Source organism: Aeromonas sp. HMWF017, assembly GCF_003061465.1.
In the GTDB taxonomy this organism is placed as follows: Bacteria; Pseudomonadota; Gammaproteobacteria; order Enterobacterales; family Aeromonadaceae; genus Aeromonas; species Aeromonas veronii.
The window spans coordinates 1,339-25,706 of the sequence record NZ_QAJD01000112.1; the positions used below are offsets into that span (position 1 = coordinate 1,339).

The window sequence follows — 24,368 nt, forward strand, 5'->3', positions numbered from 1 at the left end:
CCACCCAGTTCCTGCCGACTCAGGCCAAAGGCGATCGCCACCGCATAGATAAGCGGCATCTGGCTGAAGATCGCCTGACCGGTGAGGGAGAGCACCGCCAAATCGAGCACGTCGGGTTGCCCAAGCCGGTAGATCAACGCCGCCATCGGCAGGATGGAGACGGGCAGCAGCAGGGCATAACCGAGCCGCTGCAGGGCTTGAGTAACGACTTGTCGAGTGGCTTTAACGGGCATACAGCGGCTACGTTCTGTGACTTGGCGCACAGTTTAACCGGAAAACACCTATTTGGGGATAGTTTTGGAACCCCTAATTTATATTTTTATTATTTCTGCCCGAAAAGCTCGCGCACTTCCCGCGAGGGCGGTGCCGTCAGCAGGCTGACCGTGATAAAGACCACCAGCGCCAGCGTGAGGCTTGGCACGATGGCGTGCAGGCCAGCCAGCTTGATCCCCCACTGACTGAGTACCCCATAGCTGACGATGCCGCTGACCATACTGGCCAGTGCGCCCGGGCCGTTGGCCCGTGACCAATAGAGACCGAGCACCAGCGGCCAGAGGAACACCGCCTGCAGACCGCCAAAGGCGAGCAGGTTGAGCCAGATGATCATCTCGGGCGGTTGCAGTGCCGCCAGCAGCACCAGGGTGCCCAAGATCAGGGTGCAGAGCAGGGAGAGGCGGGGGATGCGCACCTCCAGCTTCTCCTGCTTTGGACTCAGATAGTTGAGATAGAGATCCTTCACCAGAGTGGCGGAAGCCTGGATCAGCTGGGAGTCGATGGTGGACATGATTGCCGCCATCGGCGCCGCCAGAAAGACCCCGGCCAGCCAAGGTGGCAGCACTTCCATCATCAGGGAGGGCATGATCTTGTCCGGGCTGTCCATGCCCGGCAGGATGGCGCGGCCGAGGGCGCCCGCCAGATGCATGCCAAACATCAGCAGGGCGCTGACCACAGTACCGATCAAAATGCCGCGATGGAGCGCCTTGCTGTCGCGATAGCCAAAGCAGCGCAGCGCCGAGTGGGGCAGCCCCACCACCCCGACACAGACCAGGATCCAGAAGCTCAGCATAAAGGGCTGGGTCAGCATGTCGCCGGCCCCCTGCGGGCTCACCAGCTTGGGATCGATCTCCCTGAGCTGGTGGATGAGGTTCGGCAGGCCGTCACCGGCAATCAGAATCCCCGCCAGCAGGGCGCCGGTGCCGATCAGCATGATGATCCCTTGCAGGGCATCGGTCATCACCACGGCGCGGAAGCCGCCGATGATGGTGTAGAGCAGTACGCAGCTGGCAAACAGCATCAACCCCTGCTGGTAGGAGAGGCCGGTGGCGGTCTCCAGCAGGCGGGCGCCGCCGATAAACTGCACCACCATGGTCGCGATAAAGGCGAGGATGATAGTAACGGAGCCGAGGATCACCACAGCCTTGCTCTGGTAGCGAGCCCACAGCATGTCGTTGATGGTCACCGCATTGACCCGGCGGGCGATGATGGCGAACTTCTTGCCCAGTACTCCCAGAGTGAGCCAGACGGTGGGCAGCTGGATCATCGCCAGCAACACCCAGCCCAGACCGATCTTGTAGGCCGCGCCCGGTCCGCCGATAAAGGAGGAGGCTGAGGTGTAGGTGGCCACCAGCGTCATCGCCAGCACCAGCCCGCCCATGCTGCGGTTGCCGATGAAGTACTCCTGCACGAAGTTGCCTTCTGCGCGATGGCGGCTGGCCCAGAAACCCACCCCCAGCACCAGCACCAGATAGATGACGAGCGGCAGCATCAACTCAAGATTCATGGGGTGACTCCTTGCCGGAAGGGGAGTGGGTATCGAGGGGGATCTCCACAAACAGCCGGTTCACCATCAGGGCGCAGAGCAGAATGAACAGCAGCGGCATCACCATGCAGCTGAGCAGGAACCACAGTGGCAGCCCCCACAACTCCAGCTGGGGCGGGATAAAATAGGCGGTGCCATACCAGGCAAAGAAGTAGAACAGGGTCAGCAGCAGGCAGAAAGCTGCTTCCCGGCGGGCGAGAGCAAAACGGTTCACCTTGGCCTCCGACAAATTTGAGGGGCGCAAGGATAACAAAAAAGGGCCATGTCGCCATGGCCCTTTTTCAGCAGAGGCTCCTTGCAGAGCAGACTTCCATCGGAAGTCCGGTCTCTATCAGCGATCCTTACAGACCTAACTTCTTGTGCAGATAGTGGATATTGGTGCCACCGTGCTGGAAGTTTTCGTCTTTCATGATCTCTTTTTGCAACGGTACGTTGGTTTTGATCCCTTCCACCACCAACTCGTCCAGCGCATGACGCATACGGGCGATGGCAATGTCACGATTCTCGCCGTAGCAGATCAGCTTGCCGATCATCGAATCGTAGTGGGGCGGTACCTTGTAACCGGCATAAATGTGGGAGTCCCAACGCACGCCCAGACCACCCGGCGCGTGGAAGCGCTGCACCAGACCCGGAGAGGGCATGAAGGTGGCCGGATCTTCGGCGTTGATCCGGCACTCGATGGCATGACCACGGATGCGGATATCCTGCTGGGTGATCGACAGGGGCTGGCCGGCGGCGATGCGCAGCTGCTCCTTGATCAGATCGATACCGGTGACCATCTCGGTGACCGGATGCTCAACCTGGATACGGGTGTTCATTTCGATGAAATAGAACTCGCCGTTCTCGTACAGGAACTCGAAAGTACCCGCACCGCGGTAACCGATCTCGATACAGGCGCGCACGCAGCGCTCACCGATGAACTTGCGCATTTCGGCGGTGATGCCGGGTGCCGGTGCCTCTTCCACCACTTTCTGGTGGCGACGCTGCATGGAGCAGTCACGCTCGCCCAGATAGAGGGCGTTGCCCTGGCCGTCTGCCAACACCTGAATTTCGATGTGGCGCGGGTTTTCCAGGTACTTCTCCATGTAGACCATGTCGTTCTTGAAGAATTGGCCTGCTTCGGATTTGGTCAGGGCGATGGCGCCAGCCAGTTCCGCTTCATTGCGCACCACACGCATACCGCGACCACCACCGCCACCGGCGGCCTTGATGATCACCGGATAGCCGATGCGCTTGGCAATGGCGGCGTTGTGCTTGGCGTCGTTGTCGACGGGGCCGTCAGAGCCCGGTACACACGGTACGCCCGCTTTCTTCATCGCTTCGATGGCGGAGACCTTGTCACCCATCAGGCGAATGGTCTCGGCGCGCGGGCCGATGAAGATGAAGCCGGATTTTTCGACCACTTCGGCGAAATCGGCGTTCTCGGAGAGGAAGCCGTAACCCGGGTGGATGGCCACGGCACCGGTTACCTCGGCGGCGGCGATGATGGCCGGGACGTTGAGGTAGGATTCAGTACTGGCCGGTCTGCCGATACAGATGGATTCGTCGGCCAGCAGCACATGTTTGAGCTCCCGGTCGGCGGTGGAGTGAACGGCCACTGTCTTGATCCCGAGCTCTTTACAGGCGCGCAGGATCCGCAGGGCAATTTCACCGCGGTTGGCGATGACTACTTTGTCCAACATGGGTGGCGATTTCCCTTATTCGATGATGAACAGCGGCTCGTCAAATTCGACGGCCTGACCATTTTCAACCAGGATCGCTTTGATCACACCGGCCTTGTCAGACTCGATTTGGTTCATCATTTTCATGGCTTCGACGATGCACAGGGTGTCGCCGACATTGACTTGCTGACCCACTTCCGCGAACGGCTTGGCATCCGGGCTGGAGGAGCGGTAGAAGGAGCCAACCATCGGGGAGCGCATCAGGTGACCGCTCGGGGCTGCATCGGCGGCCGGTGCCGCGGCAACCGGGGCGGCAGGTGCGGCAACCGGAGCAGCTTGCTGCATCATCATCTGCGGCATGGCGGTGGTCACCTGACCGGAGAAGTTGCGGCTGATGCGAACGGACTCTTCACCTTCGGAGATCTCCAGTTCGGCGATGCCGGACTCTTCAACCAGTTCAATCAGCTTCTTGATTTTGCGGATATCCATTAGCATTCTCTTTCTTCTTTATCTGATCAGTGATTATCAAGCCGCGCGCAGATGGTGCACGGCCGCGGTTAAAGCGAATTGGTAGCCATCGGCCCCCAGACCACAAATGACCCCTTTTGCGACATCAGACAGATAGGAGTGATGACGGAACGGCTCCCTGGCATGGACGTTTGACAGGTGAACCTCGATAAAAGGGATGGCGACACCCAGCAGCGCATCGCGAATGGCGACGCTGGTGTGGGTGAAGGCGGCTGGATTGATGATGATAAAATCCACCTGGCCCATGGCCTGATGGATGCGGCCGACCAACTCATGTTCGGCATTGGATTGCAGATGTTCCAGAGTGACACCGAGTTCGCTGGCGTTAAGCTTCAGATCGGCGACGATCTCATCAAGCGTCTTGCTGCCGTAGATACCCGGTTCCCGTTTGCCCAGCAGATTCAGGTTTGGTCCGTTGAGCAGGAGAATTCGGTGATTTTGCGACATATTGAGTACATCCTCGATGATAATGCTGCTATCTATCAGCTATCTTGTGGACTACCAGAAATCTAGCCATTTTCTGCGCAAATCGGTGTGCCCTGGCACACAGATTTCGCAATTATATTGATTTCGTGAAAATTAGCAGCATTTTACTGGTCTAATCTCTACATCTGGCTATTTATTGCACGTTTCGACCTGAGATACTTCGTCGCTGCCACCTTGCTGTTTGCTGGCAGATAAGAAACGACAAAGCCGGCACAGGGCCGGCTTTGTTGAGCAACAAACGAAGCGGGATCAGGCTGCTTCCGACTTCTCGCGAATGAGTTTGTCTACTACGCCCGGATCCGCCAGAGTGGAGATATCCCCCAGGCTGTCGGTCTCGCCGGTGGCGATCTTGCGCAAGATGCGACGCATGATCTTGCCGGAACGGGTCTTCGGCAGCCCCTCTGCCCAGTGGATCACGTCCGGCGTGGCGATGGCACCAATCTCCTTGCGGACCCACTCCTTCACCTCTTTGTGCAGCTCGCGGCTCGGCTCTTCCCCGGCGATCAGGGTGACATAGGCATAGATACCCTGACCCTTGATCTCGTGAGGAACCCCCACCACCGCGGCTTCGGCGATCTTGGGATGGGCCACCAGCGCCGATTCAATTTCGGCGGTACCCATGCGGTGGCCAGAGACGTTGAGTACATCATCCACCCGACCGGTGATCCAGTAGTAGCCGTCCTCGTCGCGACGGGCACCGTCGCCGGTGAAGTAGCGGCCCGGGAAGGTGGAGAAGTAGGTCTGCTCGAACCGCTCGTGATCGCCGAATACGGTGCGCATCTGACCCGGCCAGGAGTCAGTGATCACCAGATTGCCCTCGGTGGCCCCCTCCAGCGGCTCGCCCATGTTGTCGACCAGCGCCGGTTGCACCCCGAAGAAGGGACGAGTCGCCGAGCCCGGTTTCAGGTCGGTGACGCCGGGCAGCGGCGTAATCAAGATGCCTCCGGTCTCGGTTTGCCACCAGGTATCGACAATGGGGCAGCGCTCATCGCCAATGGTGCGGTAGTACCACTCCCAGGCTTCCGGGTTGATGGGTTCACCCACCGAGCCCATGATGCGCAGGCTCTGGCGCGAGGTGCCGGTGACCGCTTCGTTGCCTTTGGCCATCAGGGCGCGGATGGCGGTGGGGGCGGTATAGAGGATGGTGACCTGGTGCTTGTCCACCACCTGACTCATGCGGTTGGTGGCCGGGTAGTTGGGCACCCCTTCGAACATGATGGTAGTGGCGCCGTTGGCAAGCGGCCCGTAGACCAGATAGGAGTGGCCGGTGACCCAGCCCACGTCGGCGGTACACCAGTAGATATCCTCTTCGTGGTAGTCGAACACATATTTGAAGGTGAGGGTGGCATAAACCAGATAGCCGCCAGTGGTGTGCAGCACCCCCTTGGGTTTGCCGGTGGAGCCGGAGGTATAGAGGATAAAGAGCGGATCTTCGGCGTTCATCGCCTCGGGCGGGCAGTCGCTGCTGACGGCGGCGGTCGCTTCATGCCACCAGATGTCGCGGTGGTTGTGCCAGGCGACATTGCCGCCGGTGCGCTTGAGCACGATCACCTTGTTGACCTGGGTATCCGGGTTGGTGAGCGCTTCATCCACATTTTTCTTGAGCGGCACCGGACGGCCACCACGCAGCCCTTCGTCGGCGGTGATGACGATGCGCGAGCCCGAGTCGATGATGCGGCCGGCCAGAGCTTCCGGCGAGAAGCCGCCGAAGACGATGCTGTGTACCGCGCCGATGCGGGTACAGGCCAGCATGGCGATGGCGGCTTCCGGCACCATGGGCATATAGAGGCAGACCACGTCGCCGCGGTGAACCCCTTGTGCTTTCAAGACGTTGGCAAACTTGCACACTTCGCTGTGCAGTTCGCGGTAGGTGAGTTTGCGATCTTCGGCGGGGTTGTCCCCTTCCCAGATGATGGCGATCTTGTCACCCCGTTCGGCGAGATGGCGATCGAGACAGTTAGCCGAGACGTTGAGCTGGCCATCTTCAAACCATTTAATGGAGACATGGCCCGGATCGTAGGAGGTGTTCTTGACCTTGGTATAGGGTTTCATCCAGTCGAGAATTTTTCCCTGCTCTCCCCAGAAGGCGTCCGGATCCTCGACGGAAGCCTGATACATGGCGGCGTAGTCGCCCTTGTCTAGCAGTGCATTGCTGCTGATGTGGGGTTTGACCGGGTAGACCTTGCTCTCGCTCATCTGTCACTCCTTTGAATAGATCTTTTAATGGTTTCTTAACAACTTATACCTTTGGTGGCGGGGGGCAATTAGACTTTTGGATAGGCGGCAACAGTTGGTTACAGGACAAAGAGTGACAATTAATCGGTGGTTGAGTAAAAGGGGGCCGTGTCGATTAATTGGAGGTCATGATGTTTTCTCTGTTGCTCTGTACATCCCTCTGGCAGTTTGATGCGCCAGTGCCCGCTGGTGAACCTCCGAAAGAGTTTGCGATCACCCATCAGGAGGCCTCACCCGCGTTGCGGGATCGGGTGGCCGATCAGCTTGGTCATGCATGGCAGGCCAAAGAGCCCGGTACCAGGCTTACCTTCAGCGAGCCAGCTCCCCGTTATGCTGGCGAATCACCGTTGACGCGTATGCTCAATGATCGTGATGATGGTTGGGAATCCCGCTTGCAGATTGAGTGGTAATCCGGTCGGCAGCCAGGAGGCGGATGCCTCCCGGCTGGTGATGATGATGCCTGCCGCTATGAGACGTAGCGTTGATGCAGGCGATCTCCCATATGTTCGACATGCAGTGGTTTGCTGAACAGATAACCCTGTCCTTCGCCGCAGTTGAGTGATTGCAAGAAGGCGTGTTGTGCCTTGGTTTCAATACCTTCGGCGGTGACCTCCATATCCAGACTGTCGGCCAGATTGATGATGGTGCGACAGAGCTCCCTACTGTTCTTGTCTTCCGGTAATGCCTGCACAAACGCCCGGTCGATCTTGATGCGATCGATCGGCAGGGTCTTGAGCAGACTCAGTGACGAGAAGCCGGTACCAAAGTCATCAATGGCAATCTGCACGCCGAGACTTTTCAGGCGGGTAAAGAGATCCAGACTCTGTTCGACCCGCTGGATGATGCTCTCCGTCACCTCGATCTCGAGCCGCTCTGGCGGAAATCCGGTCTCGGCCAGAATAGCGGCGACCCGTTCAACGTAGCCCGGGGAGCGCATCTCCCGCACCGACACATTGACCGACAAGCGGGGCACCGGCAGTCCGGCGGCCAGCCAGTTTTGTCCCTGCTCGCAGGCGTTGCGCATCACCCACTCGCCAATTTTCTCGATCAGGCCGCACTCCTCTGCCACCGGAATAAAGCGGGTCGGCGCTATCATCCCCTCATTGGGATGCTGCCAGCGCAGCAGGGCTTCCAGTCCACTCAGGTGGCCGTTGGCCAGATTGGTCATGGGTTGATAGAAAATGCAGAGCTGTTCGAGCTCAAGGGCCTTGAGCAGACCCTGTTCAATCTGCATCCGCTCGCGGGCTCGAGCTGCCATGCAGGGGGTATAGAACTGGAATCCATTGCGCCCCTGACTTTTCGCCTCGTACATGGCGCTGTCGGCGGCGCTGACCAGGGTTTCCGGGCTGTCAGCATGATCCGGATAGATAGCGATACCGATACTTGCCGAGATTGCCACCAGCTCATGAGCCAGCTCAACTGGTTCACGCAACACGGTTAGCAGGGTATTGGCGAGGGTTGCCAGCTCGTCGGGCTCTTCCAGATAGGGGATCAGCACCAGAAACTCGTCTCCCCCGAGGCGGGTCGCCAGATCGTTGTGCTGCAGGCAGCCGCGGATCCGCTCTGCCAGCCGCTTGAGCAGCTCATCGCCAACTCCGTGGCCCAGGCTGTCGTTGATCAGCTTGAAGCCATCCAGATCGATAAAGAGCAGCCCCAACCGTTTGCGATTGAGCTGCGCGGTTTTCAGCTCAAGGGCCAGCCGCTCCTGCAACAGATGGCGATTGCCCAGCTCGGTCAGGGGATCATGATAGGCAAGGTGGTTCAGCTCGGCCTCCACCTTGCGAATCGCGCTGATGTCGGAGAGGGCGATCACATAGTGAGTGGTGTTGTTGAAGTTGTCATAGACAGCGCTGATCTGCTGCCAGGAGGAGAAGTAGCTGCCATCCTTGCGCAGACAAACCATCTCGCCATGCCAGGCGTTGTTGCCGGGGCGCAGGTGATACCAGGGATAGTCGAGGTCGGTGTAGCGCCTGGGATGCATGATGATATCCGGGGTGCGGCCTATCACCTCCTCGGCATTGTATTGGGTCAGCATGGTGAAGGCCGGGTTGACCGACAGAATATGGTGTTCGCTGTCGAGGATGATGATCCCCTCGGCCGTGGTATCGAATACCACGTTGGCTTGATGGAGCCGCTCCTCCTGACGGCGGCGGGCGGTGGCATTGTGAATGACCCCCATGACCCGGTGGCCGACCGACTCGGTGGCGGGGACATGGTCGGCATGAATATCGACCCAGTGGCGCTCGTTGAGTGCGGTAAGGTAGCTCAGGGTGAGATGGATGGGGTCATGACTTTGCAGGGCGGCCTTGAGCTGGCTGCCGGATTCCGGTTCAAAACAGTCGACGAACGCTTGCAGCCCGCCGTGGAACTGGTTGGCCTCGATGCCCAGCAGCGGCTCAATCTGGCCGTCGAACAGCAATCTGTCTTCCGCTACGTGCCACTCCCACACCCCGATTTGGGCCGCTCGCATTGCCAGTTGCAGCCGTTGTTCGGTTTCGTACTGCTCGGTGATGTCCCGCACAATGGCGAGGATGCCGTTCAGCTCCCCTTTCTCATCACGCATCGGGCTGTAGGTGGCCTGAAAGCGGCGGGAGCTGCTGTCGTACGCCGCGGTTTGGCCCGTGATGGCGATATCCACGTAGGGCATGCCGCTTCGCATGATCTGCTGAAACATGGGCTCCAGCGTCGGTGCCAGCTTGGGAACCACCTCTCTGAGGTGCTTGCCCTGATGCTCCTCGATGCTCTTGCCATTGATGTCGGCCAGCACCTGATTGACTTTACGGTAGCGAAATTCGCAGTCAAAGACGCCGATGCCCAGAGGGGCATTATCCATCAGCTGTTCTAGGACGGTGTGATCTGACAGCTGGGTCAACATTGCCTCGGTGTCGGCGTTGAAGAGCTTCCCATCCATGATGACCTCGGCATTGATTGTTTTGTCACTTGCATCAGTTGTCAGTATGGCACGAACTGTTTGGCCGGGAGTCAAGCGGAGTTATCTGGTTGTTTTGACGGCAAGAATTGGCAGAAAACCTGATAAAAGGATGGAAAAAGGGGGCGAGTGGTTATCCCTTCTGGCGACCAAACGCCTGAATACCACGCACAAATACCAGCCAGCCGATCAGATGGAAGGGGAGGGCAAGCAGATAGAGCAGCAGGAAGTGCGACTCGCAGCCACTGCTGTTGATGAAGTCGATCCAGGCGGCCAGTAGCGCCAGCATACCGGCGATCTGGAAGCGGCGGCGCAACACCACCTCGACGCCGAGATTGGCAAGGTAGAGGGTGAGCAGGATGCCGGCAAAGCCGGTGAGCTGGGCGGTGCCGTAGAGCTCGCGATCCGGGTTGAACAGCAGCGCGATCAGGGGAGTAATGCCCTGATCTAGCGGGATCAGGGCCAGCAGCCAGCATGCAATCAGAAGCAGGGCTGTCTTCATCGCGGCCTCAGTCGGCGGACGGTGCCGGTTTGACCAGAGAGAGGTAGTTGGCATCCATCTTGAGGAAGACCCCCAGTAGACGGGCACTGGCGCCGTAGAAGCCAAACCGGTCGGCGGCGCGACAGGTGCTTTCGAACTTGTCAAACCAGCCCAGCAGATGGCCGTGCAGCAGCGCTTCCTGCTCGTCGAGCCAGCGTTCCCGCTCGGCCGCGCTCTTTGCTTCCGCCGCGCGGATGATGAGATTGCCCATCAGATCCAGCTCGATGGCCAGATGGTCGGCAGGCTCTTTGTATTTATCGCTGACATTGATGCCGAGGCGCTCGAGGCGAGCCTGCATCTCGGCCATCGGGGCCTGCATCAGCAGCTTGGCATCGCCACGGTAGAGCGATTCGTAGGGCAGGGCGCCCTGCTTGGGATCCACCAGAAACAGCCCGGCGAAGTCGGCGGCGAGTTCCAGTTGGCGATCCGGGCGCACCAGCAGGCGAGCGATGGCCTCGTTGAGCTCGGCCACGGCTTCGCGCATCGGATCCAGGGTGGAGAGGCTTTTCAGGAAGCTTCGCACATCATAGGTGTCATATTCGGCGATCTGCTCATCACTGAGTTCGGCGGCGAACAGGGTGGAGAACCACCAGTAGAGTTCGGCCCGGCGTTCGCTGGTAGCCATAAATTCCTGCATTTTTCCTCCGTGGATGGCAATCGGGAGCCTTGATGGCTCCCGATTCTAACGACTTTAAAAATAAAGGAAACTCAAGGGGGCGCTTTCGTCCCCCCCGGGGTCAGAGTGCCGGGAACATGGGGTCGATGCCCTTTGCCGATTCCGGCGCGCCGAAGGCAGTGACTGCCGGTGCCTGCCCGCGGAACTTCTCGATCTCCACCAGCGCGGTATGGGCCGTGGTGGCCTGCGCCAGGCTGGAGGAGCCGATGTCGGCGGTCAGCACGTTGGGATCGCCGTAGGTACAGAGCGTCCCCACTTTGCCACCCTCTTGCGGGCCATACCAGGCACCTTCCTGTATCCGGACTACGCCGGGGGCGTAGTCATCGCTCACCACCAGACCGGCCAATACCTGACCGCGGCCGTTGAACACCCGCACCAGATCGCCGTCTTTGAGGCCGCGGGATTTGGCATCCTGCGGATTCATATAGACAGGTTCGCGACCCTGCACCGTGTAGGTGGCGCGGTAGTTGTCGGAGGAGCAGAGCTGGCTGTGCAGCCGCTTGTCCGGGTGGCAGGATTGCAGGTGCAGCGGGAAACGCGCGCTGCCCGGCCCGCCGTGGGAGCGCTCGTAGGGCTCGATCCAGACCGGGTGGCCCGGGCAATCCCCATAGCCGTAGTCAGCGATGGTCTTGGAGTAGATCTCGATAAGGCCGGACGGGGTACCCAGTGGTTCCAGATCCGGCTCCTGACGGAACGACTCGTGGCGCACCCAGGGTTGGCCTGCCGGGAAGGTGACGAAGCCTTCGCCGTGCCAGAACTGGCTGAAACGGGGCAGACGAATGCCGATGCCGCGGCCCTGCAGGCGGGCGTCGTCATAGATGCTCTGGATCCACTCCAGCTTGCTCTTGCCACCGGTGAACTCGGCCTCGCGACCGAAGCGACGGCAGAGATCGGCGAAGATGTCGTAGTCATCACGCGCCTCGAACAGCGGCTCAACCACCTTGTACATGGCCAGAATGCCCGCGTTGGAGTGGGAGCCCCACTGCTCGATGTCATCCCGCTCATAAGTGGTGGTGGCGGGCAGCACGATATCGGCGAAGCGGCAGCTGGCTGTCCACTGGTGATCGATGCTGACCACGGTTTCCAGCTTGCGCCAGGCCGCGACCATCTTGTTGCGATCCTGCTGGTGGTGGAACGGGTTGTTGCCGCAGAACACCGCCATCTTCATGTGGGGGTAGGTGATGGTCTGGCCGTTGAAGGCGATCTGCTTGCCCGGATTGAGGATGCAGTCGACGAAACGGGCCACCGGAATGAATTTTGAGTAGCCCTTCCAGTCGCCGTCATGGAGCGGCTTGACCCCGGGAATGACCGAGCTGAAACCGGACATGATGGGGCCGCTGGAGGTGATGGTGCCCGCCCCGTTGTAGTGCCAGCCAAAGCCGTAACCACCGCCCGGCAGGCCGATCTGACCAATCATCGAGGCCAGTACCACCAGCATCCAGGCGTACTGCTCGCCGTGGTGCATGCGCTGCACACACCAGCCGCCGATAAGCTGGGTGCGGCCGCTGCTCATGGTGCGGGCCAGTTCGCGGATGGTCTCGGCAGGGACGCCACAGATGGCGGCGGCCCACTCGGCGTCCTTCACCTGACCATCGCTGGTGCCCAGCAGGTAGGGCAGGAACTTGTCAAAGCCGGTGGTGTAGTTCTTCAGGAACGCCTCATCGTGGCGCTTCTCGCTATAGAGGGTGTGGGCGATGCCCAGCATCAGCGGCACGTCGGTCTGCGGATTCAGGGTCACCTGATCGCAATTGAGGTACTTCTGGGTCTTGGATTTGACCGGATCGACACTGATCACCCGGATCTCGCCCTTGGCCACCTTCTCTTTCAGCTGCGCCCAGTAGTCGTAGACGCTGTGATCCGGCACCAGCCAGCCCACTTGCAGGTTCTTGATAGGATCGGAGCCCCAGATAACGATGGTCTTGCTGTGCTCCAGCACCAGCGGCCAGGAGGTCTGCTGTTCATACACCTCCATGGCGCCCGCCACGTGGGGAAGGATCACCTGGGCGGCGCCGGTGGAGTAGTCACCGGCCTTGGCCAGATAGGTGCCGTGCAGGTTCATGGCGCGCCCCAGCATGGCACCAGCGGAGTGCAGCTTGCCCACCGACTGCCAGCCGGAGTGACCGGCATAGAGGGCGCTCGGGCCATAGGTCTTCTGCACCCGCTCCAGCTCGTGATAGAAGAAGTCCAGCGCCTGGGACCAGGTGACCCGCACGAAGCGGTTCTGGCCGCGTTCGCTGGTGTCGGACTGGTGGCCCTTGCGCAGCCAGTCCAGTCGCACCATGGGGTAGCGGATGCGGGAGGGGTTGTAGACCACCTCACTCAAGGCCTTGAGCATGTCGGTGGGGTGCTTGTCATGCTCGAACGGCAGGGTCTCGACCCAGCGGCCATCGACCACCCGGGCGCGGAAGGCGCCCCAGTGGGAACCGGATTGCACCAGTTTTTCGCCGGACTCGGCGGCCATCACGGCGCGACCGAGCAGGGAGGGGCCGATCAGGGCAGAGGCACCGCTGGCCAGCAAGCCACCCAGAAAACCACGACGGGAAATATTGATCATCTTGTTATTCCTCTTTCGAATCCGGACTTAGTGGCTGCCCTGACCACCGGTATCGGCGGCATGGTTTTGCAGGTATTTGAGCAGGGTGCGCTCCTCTTCCTTGCTCAGGCGATAGTAGGCAGACATCGCCTTGAGCCCCGAGATCCAGCCGTTGGCAGTGAAGTGAGCGGGATCCGGCGCGCCGTGGCAGGAGTTGCAGGTGGATTTGTACATCTCGCCAGCGTAATCCCAGATCGGTTTGAGCGAGGACTCAAAGCCCTTGCCATCGACCCAGGCCTGCACCTGAACCTGCTCCCACTTGATATGGGTGGCGCTGTCGGTCTCCTGCTTGAGCACTTTCTCGCTCGCTTTCAGTTCGTCACGGATGGTGGCGACGAAGACCCGCTTGCCCATGTATTCGCTCAGTACCCGGCCCTTGCCGTCGCTCTCACGCCACCCTTCGATGGTCACCTTGAGGCGATCGCCGCTGCGGTCTACGACGTCGATACGGGAGGCAGGCAGCAGTTTGCCGACCGGGTCGGTGCTCTGTTCGCTGGCATAGAGATCTTTTTCACCCAGGTTGTAGAGGGTCTTGGCGGCTGGCGCCTCTTGCGCGTCGTTAACCAGGGTGGCGTAAGTGGCCCGGAAGCCGCCCGCCATGTTGGGCAGTTCGTGGGCGATGCCCTTGTGGCACTCGATGCAGTTCATGTTCTTCGCCGCCGCGTCTTTCATCGCCAGCGCGGCCGCCGGGGACTGCTTGGCGTGATCCATGTTGTCGTAGCTGTGGCAGGACTTGCAGGTCTTGGAGTTCTGGCTGCTCATCCGTGCCCACACCTTCTCGGCCAGATGCAGGCGCCGGTCCTCGAACTTCTCCTGGGTGTCGATGCTGTGGCCTATGTACTCCTGATAGAGGTCGTTGGCCGCCTCCATCTTGCGGGCCACCTTGCCGACAAAGTCCTTCGGCTGGTGACAGTCGGTACAGACCGCCTGTACCCCTGAGGCATTTTTGAAGTGGATGGACTCCTTGTACTCCGGATAGACGGTGTCTTTCATGGAGTGGCAGGAGATACAGAATTCGAGGCTGCTGGTTTTCTCAAAGCCGTAGTGCAGGCCGACGGTGCCCGCGAGGGTGACGCCGACGCCCACCAGAAGCAGCGCCAGTACCGACCAGCGACGGCTGGGGGTGCGCAGGAAGTGCCACAGTTTTTTCATCATGCTCTCTCACATCACTTTTTTGATGGGAGCCATGATAGGGAGGCGTTGTGAACAGGGCTGCCGCCACAAATTAATGAAATAGGGGTATTTATGACAAAATGTGAATAGAATAACCCTCCCTTGTCGACCATCGTGAACCCTGCCCATGAGCTACCACATTCTGGTTGTTGAAGATGATGCGGTTACCCGCGAGAAGCTGACCGGCTATTTCGAGCGGGAGGGCTATCGGGTGACGGCGGTCGAAAACGGCCAGGAGATGCGCGCCGTGCTGGCGGAACAAACGGTCGATCTGGTGATGCTGGATATCAACCTGCCGGGGGAAGATGGTTTGCTGCTGACCCGTGAACTGCGGGCGCGCAGCACGGTGGGGATCATTCTGGTCACCGGCCGCAGTGATGCGGTAGACCGGATAGTCGGCCTCGAGATGGGAGCCGATGACTATGTCACCAAGCCGTTCGAGCTGCGGGAGTTGCTGGTGCGAGTCAAGAATCTGCTGTGGCGGATCTCGCTGGCGGCCGCCGCGCCGAGCGAGCCTGCGGTGGCTGATGATGCGGTGCGCTTCGGCCCTTGGCGTTTTGACATCCCCCGCCGCCAGCTCAGCAAGGACGGAGTGCCGGTGCGCCTGACCAAGGCCGAATATGAAGTGCTGGTGGCTTTTGTCGCCCATGCCGGGCGGGTGCTCAGTCGGGAGCGGATCCTGACCCTCATCAGCCATCGCGGCGATGGCCCGAGCGATCGCACCATAGACGTGTTGATCCGGCGGCTGCGCGGCAAGATGGAGCCGGATCCGCGGGATCCCCAGCTGTTTGTCACCGTCCATGGTGAAGGCTATCTGTTTGCCGGTGAGATAGCCTCCTGAATCAGGCGTGATGGCCTTGGCCTGTGTAAGGCGCGAGGATCAGACCGACGGGCGGGTATCAAATTGCGGGCAGTCGTCGCCAATCTGGTGCCAGGGCGCCTTGGAGCCGACGAAGATGTGAAACGCGGGTCGCTGGCTCGGCACATCGTCCAGTACCCCGAGGCGCAGGTTGATCTTGCCGCTGCTGCTCTTCTGGCTGAACAGGCTGGAGCCGCAGTGACCACAGAAGGCCAGGGTGGTCTCTGCCGATTTGCGGTAGCGGCCGATGGCCTCTTCCCCTTTCACTATGGTGACCTTGTTGCCATCCAGTCCGCCGACCGAAGCGTAATCTCCCCCTGAAAACTTGCGGCATTCGCTGCAGTGGCAGTTCCCCATATAGTCGAACTGATCCGGCAGGGTCAGGGCGACGGCGCCGCACAGGCAGCTGGCATGTAACTCTTTCATCTCTTCTCCTTGAGTGTGCTGATCGGATTTGGAACGGCTATTCGACCCGATAGACGGGACGAAAAGCGCCATCCGAGAGGGAATCTGCGGGGTCGGCCAGTGGCGCAGACAGCGTCAGAATGGGTGGCCCCATCACCCGCGGGCACTGCTCGGCATTGGCATCAGGGTGTTGCAGCAGGCAGACCGCCTGAGCGACCGCAAGGCGCCCCTGCAGCCGCATCTGATCGCTGTTGGCGGCGAGGATCTTGCCCCGGCGCAGGCCCCGCTGTACCCCGTGGCTGAAGTAGGTGCTCAGCACCCAGGGCCTGTCGAGATGGCGCTGCGCCAGCTCGTTGACCGCCACTTCGGCGGCGATGGCGCCCCCCACCAGATAGTCGAGGTCGGGATAGCGGGCCAGCGTCTGCTGCACCAGCGTGCGTTGGATTTCCCGGCTGTTGTCGCCGCGCTCTGTGGTGACCAGCTTGATGGCGCTCCCCTTGATGGCGTCGGCAAAGCCCGGTTCGACAAAGTTGTTGCCGCCGCTTGCTTGCGGGCCGGGGAAGAGGGCGACCGAGACCGGCTTGCTGCCGGCGGGGTGACGCTGCGCCAGCCAGTGGCCAATCTGCCAGCCCATCTGGTACCAGGAGACCCCCACCTTGGCCTGCACCAGACCGTTGGGCAGATCGTTGACCAGACCAAAGACCGGCAGCGGCGTGACCTTGATCGCCTCGCGCAAGCCCTGATAGCTCACCGCGCCGAGCAAGGTAGCGTCGCTCCCTTCCTGCACGCAGCGCTGCAACTGCTGGCGCTGCTCGGCGAGGGCGCCGTAACCCCCCGCTTCGTGGATCTGCAACTTGACTCCCAGCCGCTTCGCCTCGTCCACCATGCCCTGATTGACCGAAAGCCAGTAGGCGTCGCGCAGATGGGGGTAGAGGGCACAGAGGGTCAGCGGTTTGGTTGCGGCGGCGGGTTCCTGCCACTGCTGGCGCACCGGTTGGCCGCTGAATTCGCCGCCGGGCCAGAGATCGACCGTAAAGGCGAGGGCGGCGCGGGGAAGCATTAGCAACCAGATCAGCAACAACGGAGAGAGATAGACGCTTCGCATGGTCAGGGGTTTTGTTAAAGTGTTGGGCCATATTATCCGGTCAAAGCCGACCACAACCAAGGGACTTCCCGTGAGAATCTTTTCCGGCCTGGGTGGCAAGTTGCTGCTGGCCTTCTCCCTGATGGCGTTGCTGACCCTGAGTGCCTCCCTGCTGGGCTGGGTGGGGCTTAGCCATCTGCGCCAGCTGGAGCAAGGGGTGCAGCAGACGTTGGCCGACCAGGAGCTGGCCCGCACGCTCTCTCGCCTCAGCGGCGAGATCCAGAGCGCGTCACGGCTGCTGGCCACCGCAACCAGCGAGCAGGAGCGGGAGCATCAGGGGCGCTTGCTCACTCTGCAGGGACAACAGCTGCAACAGGTGCTGGCGCAACTCGGCCGTGGGCAGGGTTCAACAAGCCTCGATCAGCTCAGTCAGAGCATCATCGGCAATCTGGGTCAGCAGGGCTGGCTGGTGGGAGAGCGCCTGACCCTGATGACGCAGGGGGAGGCGCAGCGGGCCCGTCTGGTGGCGGCGGCCGGGCAGATCGCCGAGCTGGCGCGCAGCCAGATGGAGAACGCCGAAACCGTGATGGTGGCGGGATTGGGTTCCCTCTACCAACAGCAAGGTGCGCAGGCGGCCCGGACGCTGGATCGTTTGCTGGAGCAGGATCTCGACTGGCTGGAGCAGATGACCGAGCTGCGTCATCGCACCCTGATGCAGCAGCAGCGTATCGAGGAGATGTGGCGCAGCGAACGGCAGGAGCAACTGCAAACACTGCTGCACGATGGGCAACGGGAGCTGGCCATCTTGCAACTGCGGGCCGGGGCGGTGACCGATCCGGCTCGTCGGCAGGCGGTGGAGCAGGCGCTGACCGTGCTGGCGCAGAGTGACAAGCTGGTGCAACTGCGCAGCGACTGGCTCGGCAAGGGGGAGGCGCTGCGGGTGCTGGCCAATGCCAACGAAGCCTTGATGAGCAGCCTCAACCAGCAGGTCGGTGAGCTGGTCAGCCGTGCTCGCGATTCGCTGGGGCAGAGCCAGCAGGCGCTAAGTCAGCGCCTCAGGCTGCTGGAGCAGGCGTTGATGGGCATTGGCCTGCTCACCCTGCTACTGCTGATGCTGCTGATGTGGCGCATGGTCTATGGCCGGATCGTCTGGCCGCTGCAACGGGCGGTGGCGGGGATGAGCCGGTTGGCACGCGGGGATCTGGCTCCCCTTGAGCCGATCGCCGGGACGGGCCGCGATGAGCTGGCGGAGCTGGGGCGGGCCCTGCAGGTGTTTCGTGACAATGCGGTGGAGCTGGGCCGCTATCAGCGCGAGCTTGAGTCGCGGGTCGAGGAGCGCACCGGCCAGCTCAGCCACGCTAACGAACGGCTCAATGAGGAGGTGGAGAAGCAGCGGCAGGCCCGCGCCGAGGCCGAACAGGCCAACCGCGCCAAGTCGGTGTTTCTCGCCACCATGAGCCACGAGATCCGCACCCCCATGAACGGCATTCTGGGGGGGCTGACACTGCTGGAAGATACCCATCTCAGCGATACCCAGCAGCGCTATCTGGCCGCCATCGAGCACAGCGGCGAATCCCTGCTGGAGATCCTCAACGACATTCTCGACTACTCCAAGATAGAGGCAGGCCATGTGGAGGCGCGCCGCGAGCCCTTCCCCCTATTCCTGCTGGTGGATGAGCTCATCGCGTTGTTCCGGCTAAAGGCAGAGGCCAAGGGGGTCACCCTGGCACTGGAGTATGCGCCCGAGCTGGCGCCTGTGGTCGAGGGGGATCTGGGCAAGCTGCGCCAGGTGCTCGGCAATTTACTTGGCAATGCGGTCAAGTTTACCGCCCGTGGCCAGATTACCCTGACGGTGGCACCCCTTGTCTGTCAGGGCCCTTGTGCCGAGCCCTGCATCCGCTTCGTGGTTCGCGATACCGGCCCCGGCATTCCGGCCGATGAGCAGGAGGCGGTGTTCGAGGCGTTTCGCCAGCGCAAGCGTGATATAGGCCATCAGGGCGGCACCGGGCTGGGACTGGCGATCAGTCGCAAGCTGGTGGCCGCCATGGGGGGCGAGCTTATCCTTGCCAGCGAACCGGGCAAGGGGTGTGAATTCAACTTCAGTTTGCCGTTGCAGCGCTCGAGTGCCCAGCTGCCTGCCGAGGCGCAACCGCTGCACCTTGGCCAGTCCCGTGAAATCCTGCTGGTGGAGGATAACGAGATCAACCGGCTGGTGGCGCAAGGCATGCTGTCCCGCCTCGGCCATCGCGTCACCCTGGCGGAGGATGGTCGCAGTGCGTTGGCGCTGGTGACCGAGCGCCCCTTCGAGCTGGCGTTGCTCGATATCAATTTGCCCGACATGGACGGGATGACCCTGCGCGAGGATCTGGCCGCTATCAGTGAGGAGGTGCATGAGCGGCCGCTACCCGCCATCGCCATCTCGGCCCAGATGTATCCGGAGGATATCCGCCACTGCCTTGCCGCCGGGTTTGTCGATTTTGTCGGCAAGCCGGTGCGGCTGGCGGTGCTGGCGAACGCCATCGATCAGCTGTTTCGGCAAGAGGGCGCCGCTATCGAGCCACAGGTGCAATTATCTGCAGCCCTGCCCCCAACTAAACAGCCCGAGTGGGCCAATCCGGTGCTGGATGCCGATCTGCCCCTGCTCGGCATGGCGCGGATCCGCCAGCTGGTCGCGCTGTTTGAGTCGCAAGGGCGGGTGTTGGTAGATAAGTTGGCTCAGGGTGAGGGGAGTGAGCAACGTCAGCTGGCGCACAAGCTCAAGGGGAGTGCGCTGGCGCTGGGGTTGACCGAATTTGCCAGCCACTGTGCGGCTCTTGAGGTGGGATGCGGTGAGCCTGCGGCAATCGGGGCGCAATTTGACGCGGCGGTGAGCGGGTTGCAGCAGTGGTTGGCGGCCAACAGGGATGCGCAGCCCTGAGCCCTGCTGGCGATGCACAACGTTCAGAGGGGGCCAGTTCCTGCGCCGTTATTCTATTTCGCGAAACAGCACCTGCTTGCACTTGGCACAGACCCATTCCCGGCGAAAATCGGTCAGGTGCACCATGCCTACCTCCAGCAACTCGTGGTGGCCGCAGTGATAACAGAAGATGATGTCGCCATCGACTGATTCAGGGTGGGCCGCCAGATAGTCGGCTTTGGTGGGGAGTTGCTCCCACGAGGTGGTGGGGAGATGTTTGCGTTGGCTGGTGTAGTAGACCCAGTAGAACAGAAAAAAGACAGCCAGGATCACGAATGTCAGCAGATGGTCCATCTTGAACTCCTCCGGTTAGGTGCAGCCCCTCGGATGCATGGCTGCAATCAGCTCCATCATTATTAAATTTGTTTCGAATGAATATGTTACAGGATGGATAAAGAGGGCGTTGTGATCCCCTTCGGGTTTTGCCCGTCCGCCGCGGGATGAAAAATGTGTCGTTTGGCGGAGCGGCCAGGGTATTGAACGGGGAGGGAATATTGTTTTTTACAACATAAATTCAACATTTTTTTAGGTGGTTGGACTGTCTCTTTGATCCAGCTCACGTTACAATGCCCGCGCCCACTTCACCTAACGCGCAAACGATTTTCAGGAGAGAAACGGATGTTGAAACGTGACATGACCATCGCCAATTATGATCCGCAATTGTGGCAGGCCATCACAGACGAAACCCGTCGTCAGGAAGAGCATATCGAGCTGATTGCGTCTGAGAACTACACCAGCCCCCGTGTCATGGAAGCCCAGGGCTCCCAGCTGACCAACAAGTACGCCGAAGGTTACCCCTCCAAGCGTTACTATGGTGGTTGCGAGTATGTGGATGTGGTCGAAACCCTGGCCATTGAGCGCGCCAAAGAGCTGTTCGGTGCCACTTATGCCAACGTGCAGCCGCACTCCGGCTCCCAGGCCAACAGCGCCGTTTACATGGCTCTGCTGCAGCCGGGCGACACCGTACTGGGCATGAACCTGGCCCACGGCGGTCACCTGACCCACGGCTCTCCGGTCAACTTCTCCGGCAAGCTTTACAACATCGTGCCTTACGGTATCGATGAGTCCGGCAAGATCGACTACGACGACATGGAACGTCAGGCTGTCGAGCACAAGCCGAAGATGATGATCGGTGGCTTCTCCGCCTACTCCGGCATCGTTGACTGGGCCCGCATGCGCGAAATCGCCGACAAGGTCGGTGCCTACCTGTTCGTCGACATGGCTCACGTGGCTGGTCTGATTGCCGCTGGCGTCTACCCGAACCCGGTTCCCCACGCTCACGTGGTCACCTCCACCACCCACAAGACTCTGGCCGGCCCGCGCGGTGGTCTGATCCTCTCCGCCGCTGACGACGAGGAGCTCTACAAGAAGCTCAACTCCGCCGTCTTCCCGGGTGGTCAGGGTGGCCCGCTGATGCACGTCATCGCCGGTAAAGCCGTTGCCTTCAAAGAGGCGCTGGAACCGGAGTTCAAGACCTATCAGGCTCAGGTCGTGAAAAACGCCAAGGCGATGGCAGCTACCTTCATCGAGCGCGGTTACAAGATCGTCTCCGGCGGTACCGACAACCATCTGATGCTGGTTGACCTGATCGGCCGCGAGCTGACCGGTAAGGATGCTGACGCTGCACTGGGCAAAGCCAACATCACCGTCAACAAGAACTCCGTGCCCAACGACCCGCGCTCCCCGTTCGTCACCTCCGGTGTGCGTATCGGTACCCCGGCCATCACCCGCCGTGGTTTCAAGGAAGCCGAGTCCATCGAGCTGACCCACTGGATCTGCGACGTACTGGACAACCACGACAACGATGCCGTGCTGGCCACCGTACGCGAGAAGGTGCTGGATATCTGCCGCCGCTTCCCGGTTTATGGCTGATAAGTCAGACCGTTCGGTTTGAGACCAATGCCACCCTCGGGTGGCATTGTTTTTTCTGGCTTTTACCGGTTTTGGATGGCCGTGCTACACTGGCCGACCTAGATCCTGGCCCGTCAGGCCGGTCCCTGTTCCATTAACGCCGGAGGTCCGATGCATTGCCCATTCTGTAGTGCGGTTGATACCAAGGTGATCGATTCCCGTCTGGTGGCAGAAGGCCATCAGGTGCGCCGCCGTCGTGAGTGTCTGCTCTGTCACGAGCGTTTTACCACCTTCGAGATGGCCGAGCTGGTGATGCCCCGCGTCATCAAGTCCAACGGCTCCCGCGAGCCGTTCAACGAAGACAAGCTGCGCGCTGGCATCCTACGGGCGCTGGAGAAGCGGCCGGTGAGCATGGAGGCCATCGAAAAAGCGGTCAACCATATCAAATCCCGCCTGCGTGCCACCGGCGAGCGCGAAGTCGCCTCCGAGCTGGTGGGCAATCTGGTGATGGATGAGCTCAAGAGTCTGGACAAGGTGGCCTATATCCGCTTTGCCTCCGTCTATCGCAGCTTCGAAGATATTCGCGAGTTCGGCGAAGAGATCGCCAAGCTGGAGAAGTAAACCGCCATTCTTACCCATGTTGCCGCGTCCGATTACACTGCGCTAATCGAACCTACGATACTGCGTAAAGCCGAGATGTGTTGTCAAAGGAGCCCGAATGTTTAGTCAAGATGATTACCAATGGATGAGTCGGGCCCTCGAACTGGCCCGCCGCGGCCGCTACACCACGGCCCCCAACCCCTGCGTCGGTGCCGTGCTGGTCAAAGATGGCGTGGTGGTGGGCGAAGGGTGGCACCAGAAGGCGGGCGAGCCCCATGCCGAGGTCTACGCCCTGCGCGCCGCCGGTGACAACGCCCGTGGCGCCACCGCCTATGTGACCCTCGAACCCTGCTCCCATCACGGTCGTACTCCCCCCTGCGCCGAGGCGCTGATCAATGCTGGCGTGGCCCGGGTGGTGGCGGCCATGGTCGATCCCAATCCCCAGGTGGGTGGGCGTGGCCTGCGGATGCTCTCCGAAGCGGGCATCAAGACAGATTTCGGCCTGCTGGCGAGCGAAGCTGAAGCGCTCAACCTGGGCTTTTTCAAGCGGATGCGTACCGCCTTCCCGCGGGTGACCGTCAAGCTGGGGGCCAGCCTCGATGGCCGCACCGCCATGGCGAGCGGCGAGAGCCAGTGGATCACCTCCCCCGATGCGCGTCGCGACGTGCAGCGACTGCGGGCCCGCCACGATGCGGTGCTCTCCAGCTCCGAAACCGTGCTGGCCGATGGCGCTTCCCTGACCGTGCGCTGGGACGAGCTGCCCTCCTCGGTCAAGGCGAGCTATCCCAAAGAGACCCTGCGCCAGCCGCTGCGGGTCATTGTCGATTCGCAAAACCGCCTGACCCCAGATCTGCCGCTATTCCAGAGCGAGAGCCCGGTGCTGCTGGCTCGGCACAAGGCGTCCGGCGAGTGGCCCGAGTGGGTGCAGCAGTTGGAGCTGCCGCTGCTGGATGGCAAGCTGGATCTGGTTAGCCTCTTCATGCTGCTGGCCAAGCAGAACGTCAACTCGGTGCTGGTCGAGGCGGGCCCGCGGCTCTGCGGCGCTCTGCTGGAGAAGGGGCTGGTGGATGAGCTGGTGCTCTATCAGGCACCCAAACTGATGGGTGACGAAGGGCGCGGCCTGTTCCATCTGCCGGGCCTGACCCGGCTGTTCCAGGCCCCCAAGCTCGCCATCAAGGATGTGCGCATGGTGGGGCCGGATATTCGCATTACCGCCAAAATAGCCTGATTTATCAATGTTCAAGGGGGCATAATCAGCCCCCGTCATCAGCAAGGTGATCTGCATGTTTACCGGAATTATCGAAGCGGTGGGAACCCTGGCCGAGCTGCGCCGTCAGGGCGATGACATGGCCCTCACCGTCCATGCACCGCATCTCGACTTCAGTGACGTCAAACTGGGCGACTCCATCGCTACCAACGGCGTCTGCCTCACCGTGGTGGCGCTGGGCGACAAGAGCTATACCGCCGATGTGTCGCTGGAAACCCTGTCGCGCACCGGCTTTGCCGCCGCTAGGGTGGGCGATCGGGTCAACCTCGAGAAGGCGCTGATGCCCACCTCCCGCCTCGGCGGCCATCTGGTCTCCGGCCATGTAGACGGGGTAGGGGAGGTGAAAAGCGTCTCCAGCAGCGGCCGCGCCATCGAGTACTGGATCAAGGCGCCGGGGGAACTCTCCCGCTACATCGCCGAGAAAGGCTCCATTGCGGTGGATGGCATCAGCCTCACCGTCAACGCCGTGCAGGGCGATCTGTTCCGCCTGACGATCGTGCCCCACACCGCGCAGGAGACCACTATTGCCAGCTGGAAGCCGGGTCACAAGGTCAACCTCGAGGTCGATCAGATCGCCCGTTATCTGGAGCGCCTGATGATGGGCAAGAGTCAGGAGAGCTGCGCCTCCACCCTGACTCTGGACAAGCTGGCCAAGGCAGGTTTTCTCTGATGGTCGGGGTGCTCGCCCCGACCAAAACGATTTTC

At 61.0% G+C, this 24,368-nt stretch carries 21 protein-coding genes and 1 pseudogene; 7 read left to right on the plus strand and 15 right to left on the minus strand.

Translation table 11 applies throughout. The features are described from left to right. From DBR30_RS22085 to acs, 7 genes and pseudogenes are all read right to left on the minus strand, one after another. Positions 1-233, minus strand: a pseudogene (locus DBR30_RS22085) (PTS transporter subunit EIIC); the annotation flags it as partial. Positions 234-322: 89 nt separating this feature from the next. Further along, positions 323-1,780: a sodium/pantothenate symporter gene (panF, locus tag DBR30_RS11170; RefSeq protein ID WP_058059446.1), complete on the minus strand. Its 1,458-nt coding sequence runs from the start codon at positions 1,778-1,780 to the stop codon at positions 323-325. Then, entirely contained in the window at positions 1,770-2,033 is a 264-nt protein-coding gene (locus DBR30_RS11175) for a YhdT family protein (protein WP_108542591.1), read from the minus strand. Before DBR30_RS11175 ends, panF begins: the two co-directional genes overlap by 11 nt. A 127-nt stretch (positions 2,034-2,160) precedes the next feature. Continuing rightward, positions 2,161-3,501, minus strand: a complete 1,341-nt coding sequence (gene accC, locus DBR30_RS11180; RefSeq protein WP_005338910.1) for an acetyl-CoA carboxylase biotin carboxylase subunit — start codon at positions 3,499-3,501, stop codon at positions 2,161-2,163. Between the two features lie 15 nt (positions 3,502-3,516). Further along, a complete protein-coding gene (accB, locus tag DBR30_RS11185) occupies positions 3,517-3,969 on the minus strand; it encodes an acetyl-CoA carboxylase biotin carboxyl carrier protein (RefSeq protein WP_108542592.1) in 453 nt (150 codons plus the stop codon). A 36-nt stretch (positions 3,970-4,005) separates the two neighbouring features. Beyond that, complete coding sequence (gene aroQ / locus DBR30_RS11190) at positions 4,006-4,455, minus strand: type II 3-dehydroquinate dehydratase (RefSeq protein ID WP_005338907.1); 450 nt, start codon at positions 4,453-4,455, stop codon at positions 4,006-4,008. 288 nt (positions 4,456-4,743) lie between these two features. Continuing rightward, on the minus strand, positions 4,744-6,690 hold the full coding sequence (gene acs, locus DBR30_RS11195; RefSeq protein ID WP_108542593.1) for an acetate--CoA ligase: 1,947 nt from the start codon (positions 6,688-6,690) through the stop codon (positions 4,744-4,746). Between the two features lie 167 nt (positions 6,691-6,857). Between acs and DBR30_RS11200 the strand changes: the two genes are divergently transcribed. Next, entirely contained in the window at positions 6,858-7,139 is a 282-nt protein-coding gene (locus tag DBR30_RS11200) for a hypothetical protein (protein ID WP_224968618.1), read from the plus strand. A 56-nt stretch (positions 7,140-7,195) separates the two neighbouring features. On the opposite strand, the gene DBR30_RS11205 is transcribed toward DBR30_RS11200, so the two are convergent. The 5 genes from DBR30_RS11205 to torC form a co-directional block, all read right to left on the minus strand. After that, positions 7,196-9,640: a sensor domain-containing protein gene (locus DBR30_RS11205; protein ID WP_108542595.1), complete on the minus strand. Its 2,445-nt coding sequence runs from the start codon at positions 9,638-9,640 to the stop codon at positions 7,196-7,198. A gap of 151 nt (positions 9,641-9,791) precedes the next feature. After that, positions 9,792-10,160, minus strand: coding sequence for a hypothetical protein (locus DBR30_RS11210; RefSeq protein WP_005338902.1), 369 nt, complete (start codon positions 10,158-10,160; stop codon positions 9,792-9,794). A 7-nt stretch (positions 10,161-10,167) separates the two neighbouring features. After that, the gene (gene torD / locus DBR30_RS11215; protein WP_108542596.1) at positions 10,168-10,836 is read right to left on the minus strand and encodes a molecular chaperone TorD; all 669 of its coding nucleotides are present in this window, start codon (positions 10,834-10,836) and stop codon (positions 10,168-10,170) included. A gap of 100 nt (positions 10,837-10,936) precedes the next feature. Beyond that, the gene (torA, locus tag DBR30_RS11220; RefSeq protein ID WP_108542597.1) at positions 10,937-13,429 is read right to left on the minus strand and encodes a trimethylamine-N-oxide reductase TorA; all 2,493 of its coding nucleotides are present in this window, start codon (positions 13,427-13,429) and stop codon (positions 10,937-10,939) included. 27 nt (positions 13,430-13,456) lie between these two features. Continuing rightward, positions 13,457-14,623 (minus strand): pentaheme c-type cytochrome TorC, encoded by a 1,167-nt coding sequence (gene torC, locus DBR30_RS11225; protein WP_108542598.1) that lies wholly within the window; start codon positions 14,621-14,623, stop codon positions 13,457-13,459. Positions 14,624-14,768: 145 nt separating this feature from the next. Between torC and torR the strand changes: the two genes are divergently transcribed. Next, positions 14,769-15,482 (plus strand): two-component system response regulator TorR, encoded by a 714-nt coding sequence (gene torR / locus DBR30_RS11230; protein WP_108542599.1) that lies wholly within the window; start codon positions 14,769-14,771, stop codon positions 15,480-15,482. Between the two features lie 39 nt (positions 15,483-15,521). On the opposite strand, the gene DBR30_RS11235 is transcribed toward torR, so the two are convergent. Beyond that, complete coding sequence (locus tag DBR30_RS11235) at positions 15,522-15,926, minus strand: GFA family protein (RefSeq protein WP_100654437.1); 405 nt, start codon at positions 15,924-15,926, stop codon at positions 15,522-15,524. Between the two features lie 37 nt (positions 15,927-15,963). Continuing rightward, on the minus strand, positions 15,964-17,010 hold the full coding sequence (gene torT, locus DBR30_RS11240) for a TMAO reductase system periplasmic protein TorT (protein ID WP_108588350.1): 1,047 nt from the start codon (positions 17,008-17,010) through the stop codon (positions 15,964-15,966). 70 nt (positions 17,011-17,080) lie between these two features. Here torT and torS point away from each other — a divergent pair, with 70 nt between their 5' ends. After that, positions 17,081-19,906, plus strand: coding sequence for a TMAO reductase system sensor histidine kinase/response regulator TorS (torS, locus tag DBR30_RS11245; RefSeq protein WP_108542600.1), 2,826 nt, complete (start codon positions 17,081-17,083; stop codon positions 19,904-19,906). A 48-nt stretch (positions 19,907-19,954) separates the two neighbouring features. On the opposite strand, the gene DBR30_RS11250 is transcribed toward torS, so the two are convergent. Continuing rightward, positions 19,955-20,239, minus strand: coding sequence for a hypothetical protein (locus tag DBR30_RS11250; RefSeq protein WP_042060069.1), 285 nt, complete (start codon positions 20,237-20,239; stop codon positions 19,955-19,957). Positions 20,240-20,563: 324 nt separating this feature from the next. On the opposite strand from DBR30_RS11250, the gene glyA reads away from it, so the two are divergent. The 4 genes from glyA (at position 20,564) to DBR30_RS11270 (ending at position 24,333) form a co-directional block, all read left to right on the plus strand. Further along, positions 20,564-21,817: a serine hydroxymethyltransferase gene (glyA, locus tag DBR30_RS11255; protein ID WP_005338884.1), complete on the plus strand. Its 1,254-nt coding sequence runs from the start codon at positions 20,564-20,566 to the stop codon at positions 21,815-21,817. A gap of 150 nt (positions 21,818-21,967) precedes the next feature. Beyond that, a complete protein-coding gene (gene nrdR, locus DBR30_RS11260) occupies positions 21,968-22,417 on the plus strand; it encodes a transcriptional regulator NrdR (RefSeq protein WP_005338880.1) in 450 nt (149 codons plus the stop codon). 97 nt (positions 22,418-22,514) lie between these two features. Further along, on the plus strand, positions 22,515-23,624 hold the full coding sequence (ribD, locus tag DBR30_RS11265; protein WP_108542601.1) for a bifunctional diaminohydroxyphosphoribosylaminopyrimidine deaminase/5-amino-6-(5-phosphoribosylamino)uracil reductase RibD: 1,110 nt from the start codon (positions 22,515-22,517) through the stop codon (positions 23,622-23,624). A 55-nt stretch (positions 23,625-23,679) separates the two neighbouring features. Next, on the plus strand, positions 23,680-24,333 hold the full coding sequence (locus DBR30_RS11270) for a riboflavin synthase (RefSeq protein WP_108542602.1): 654 nt from the start codon (positions 23,680-23,682) through the stop codon (positions 24,331-24,333). Positions 24,334-24,368: the final 35 nt, after the last annotated feature.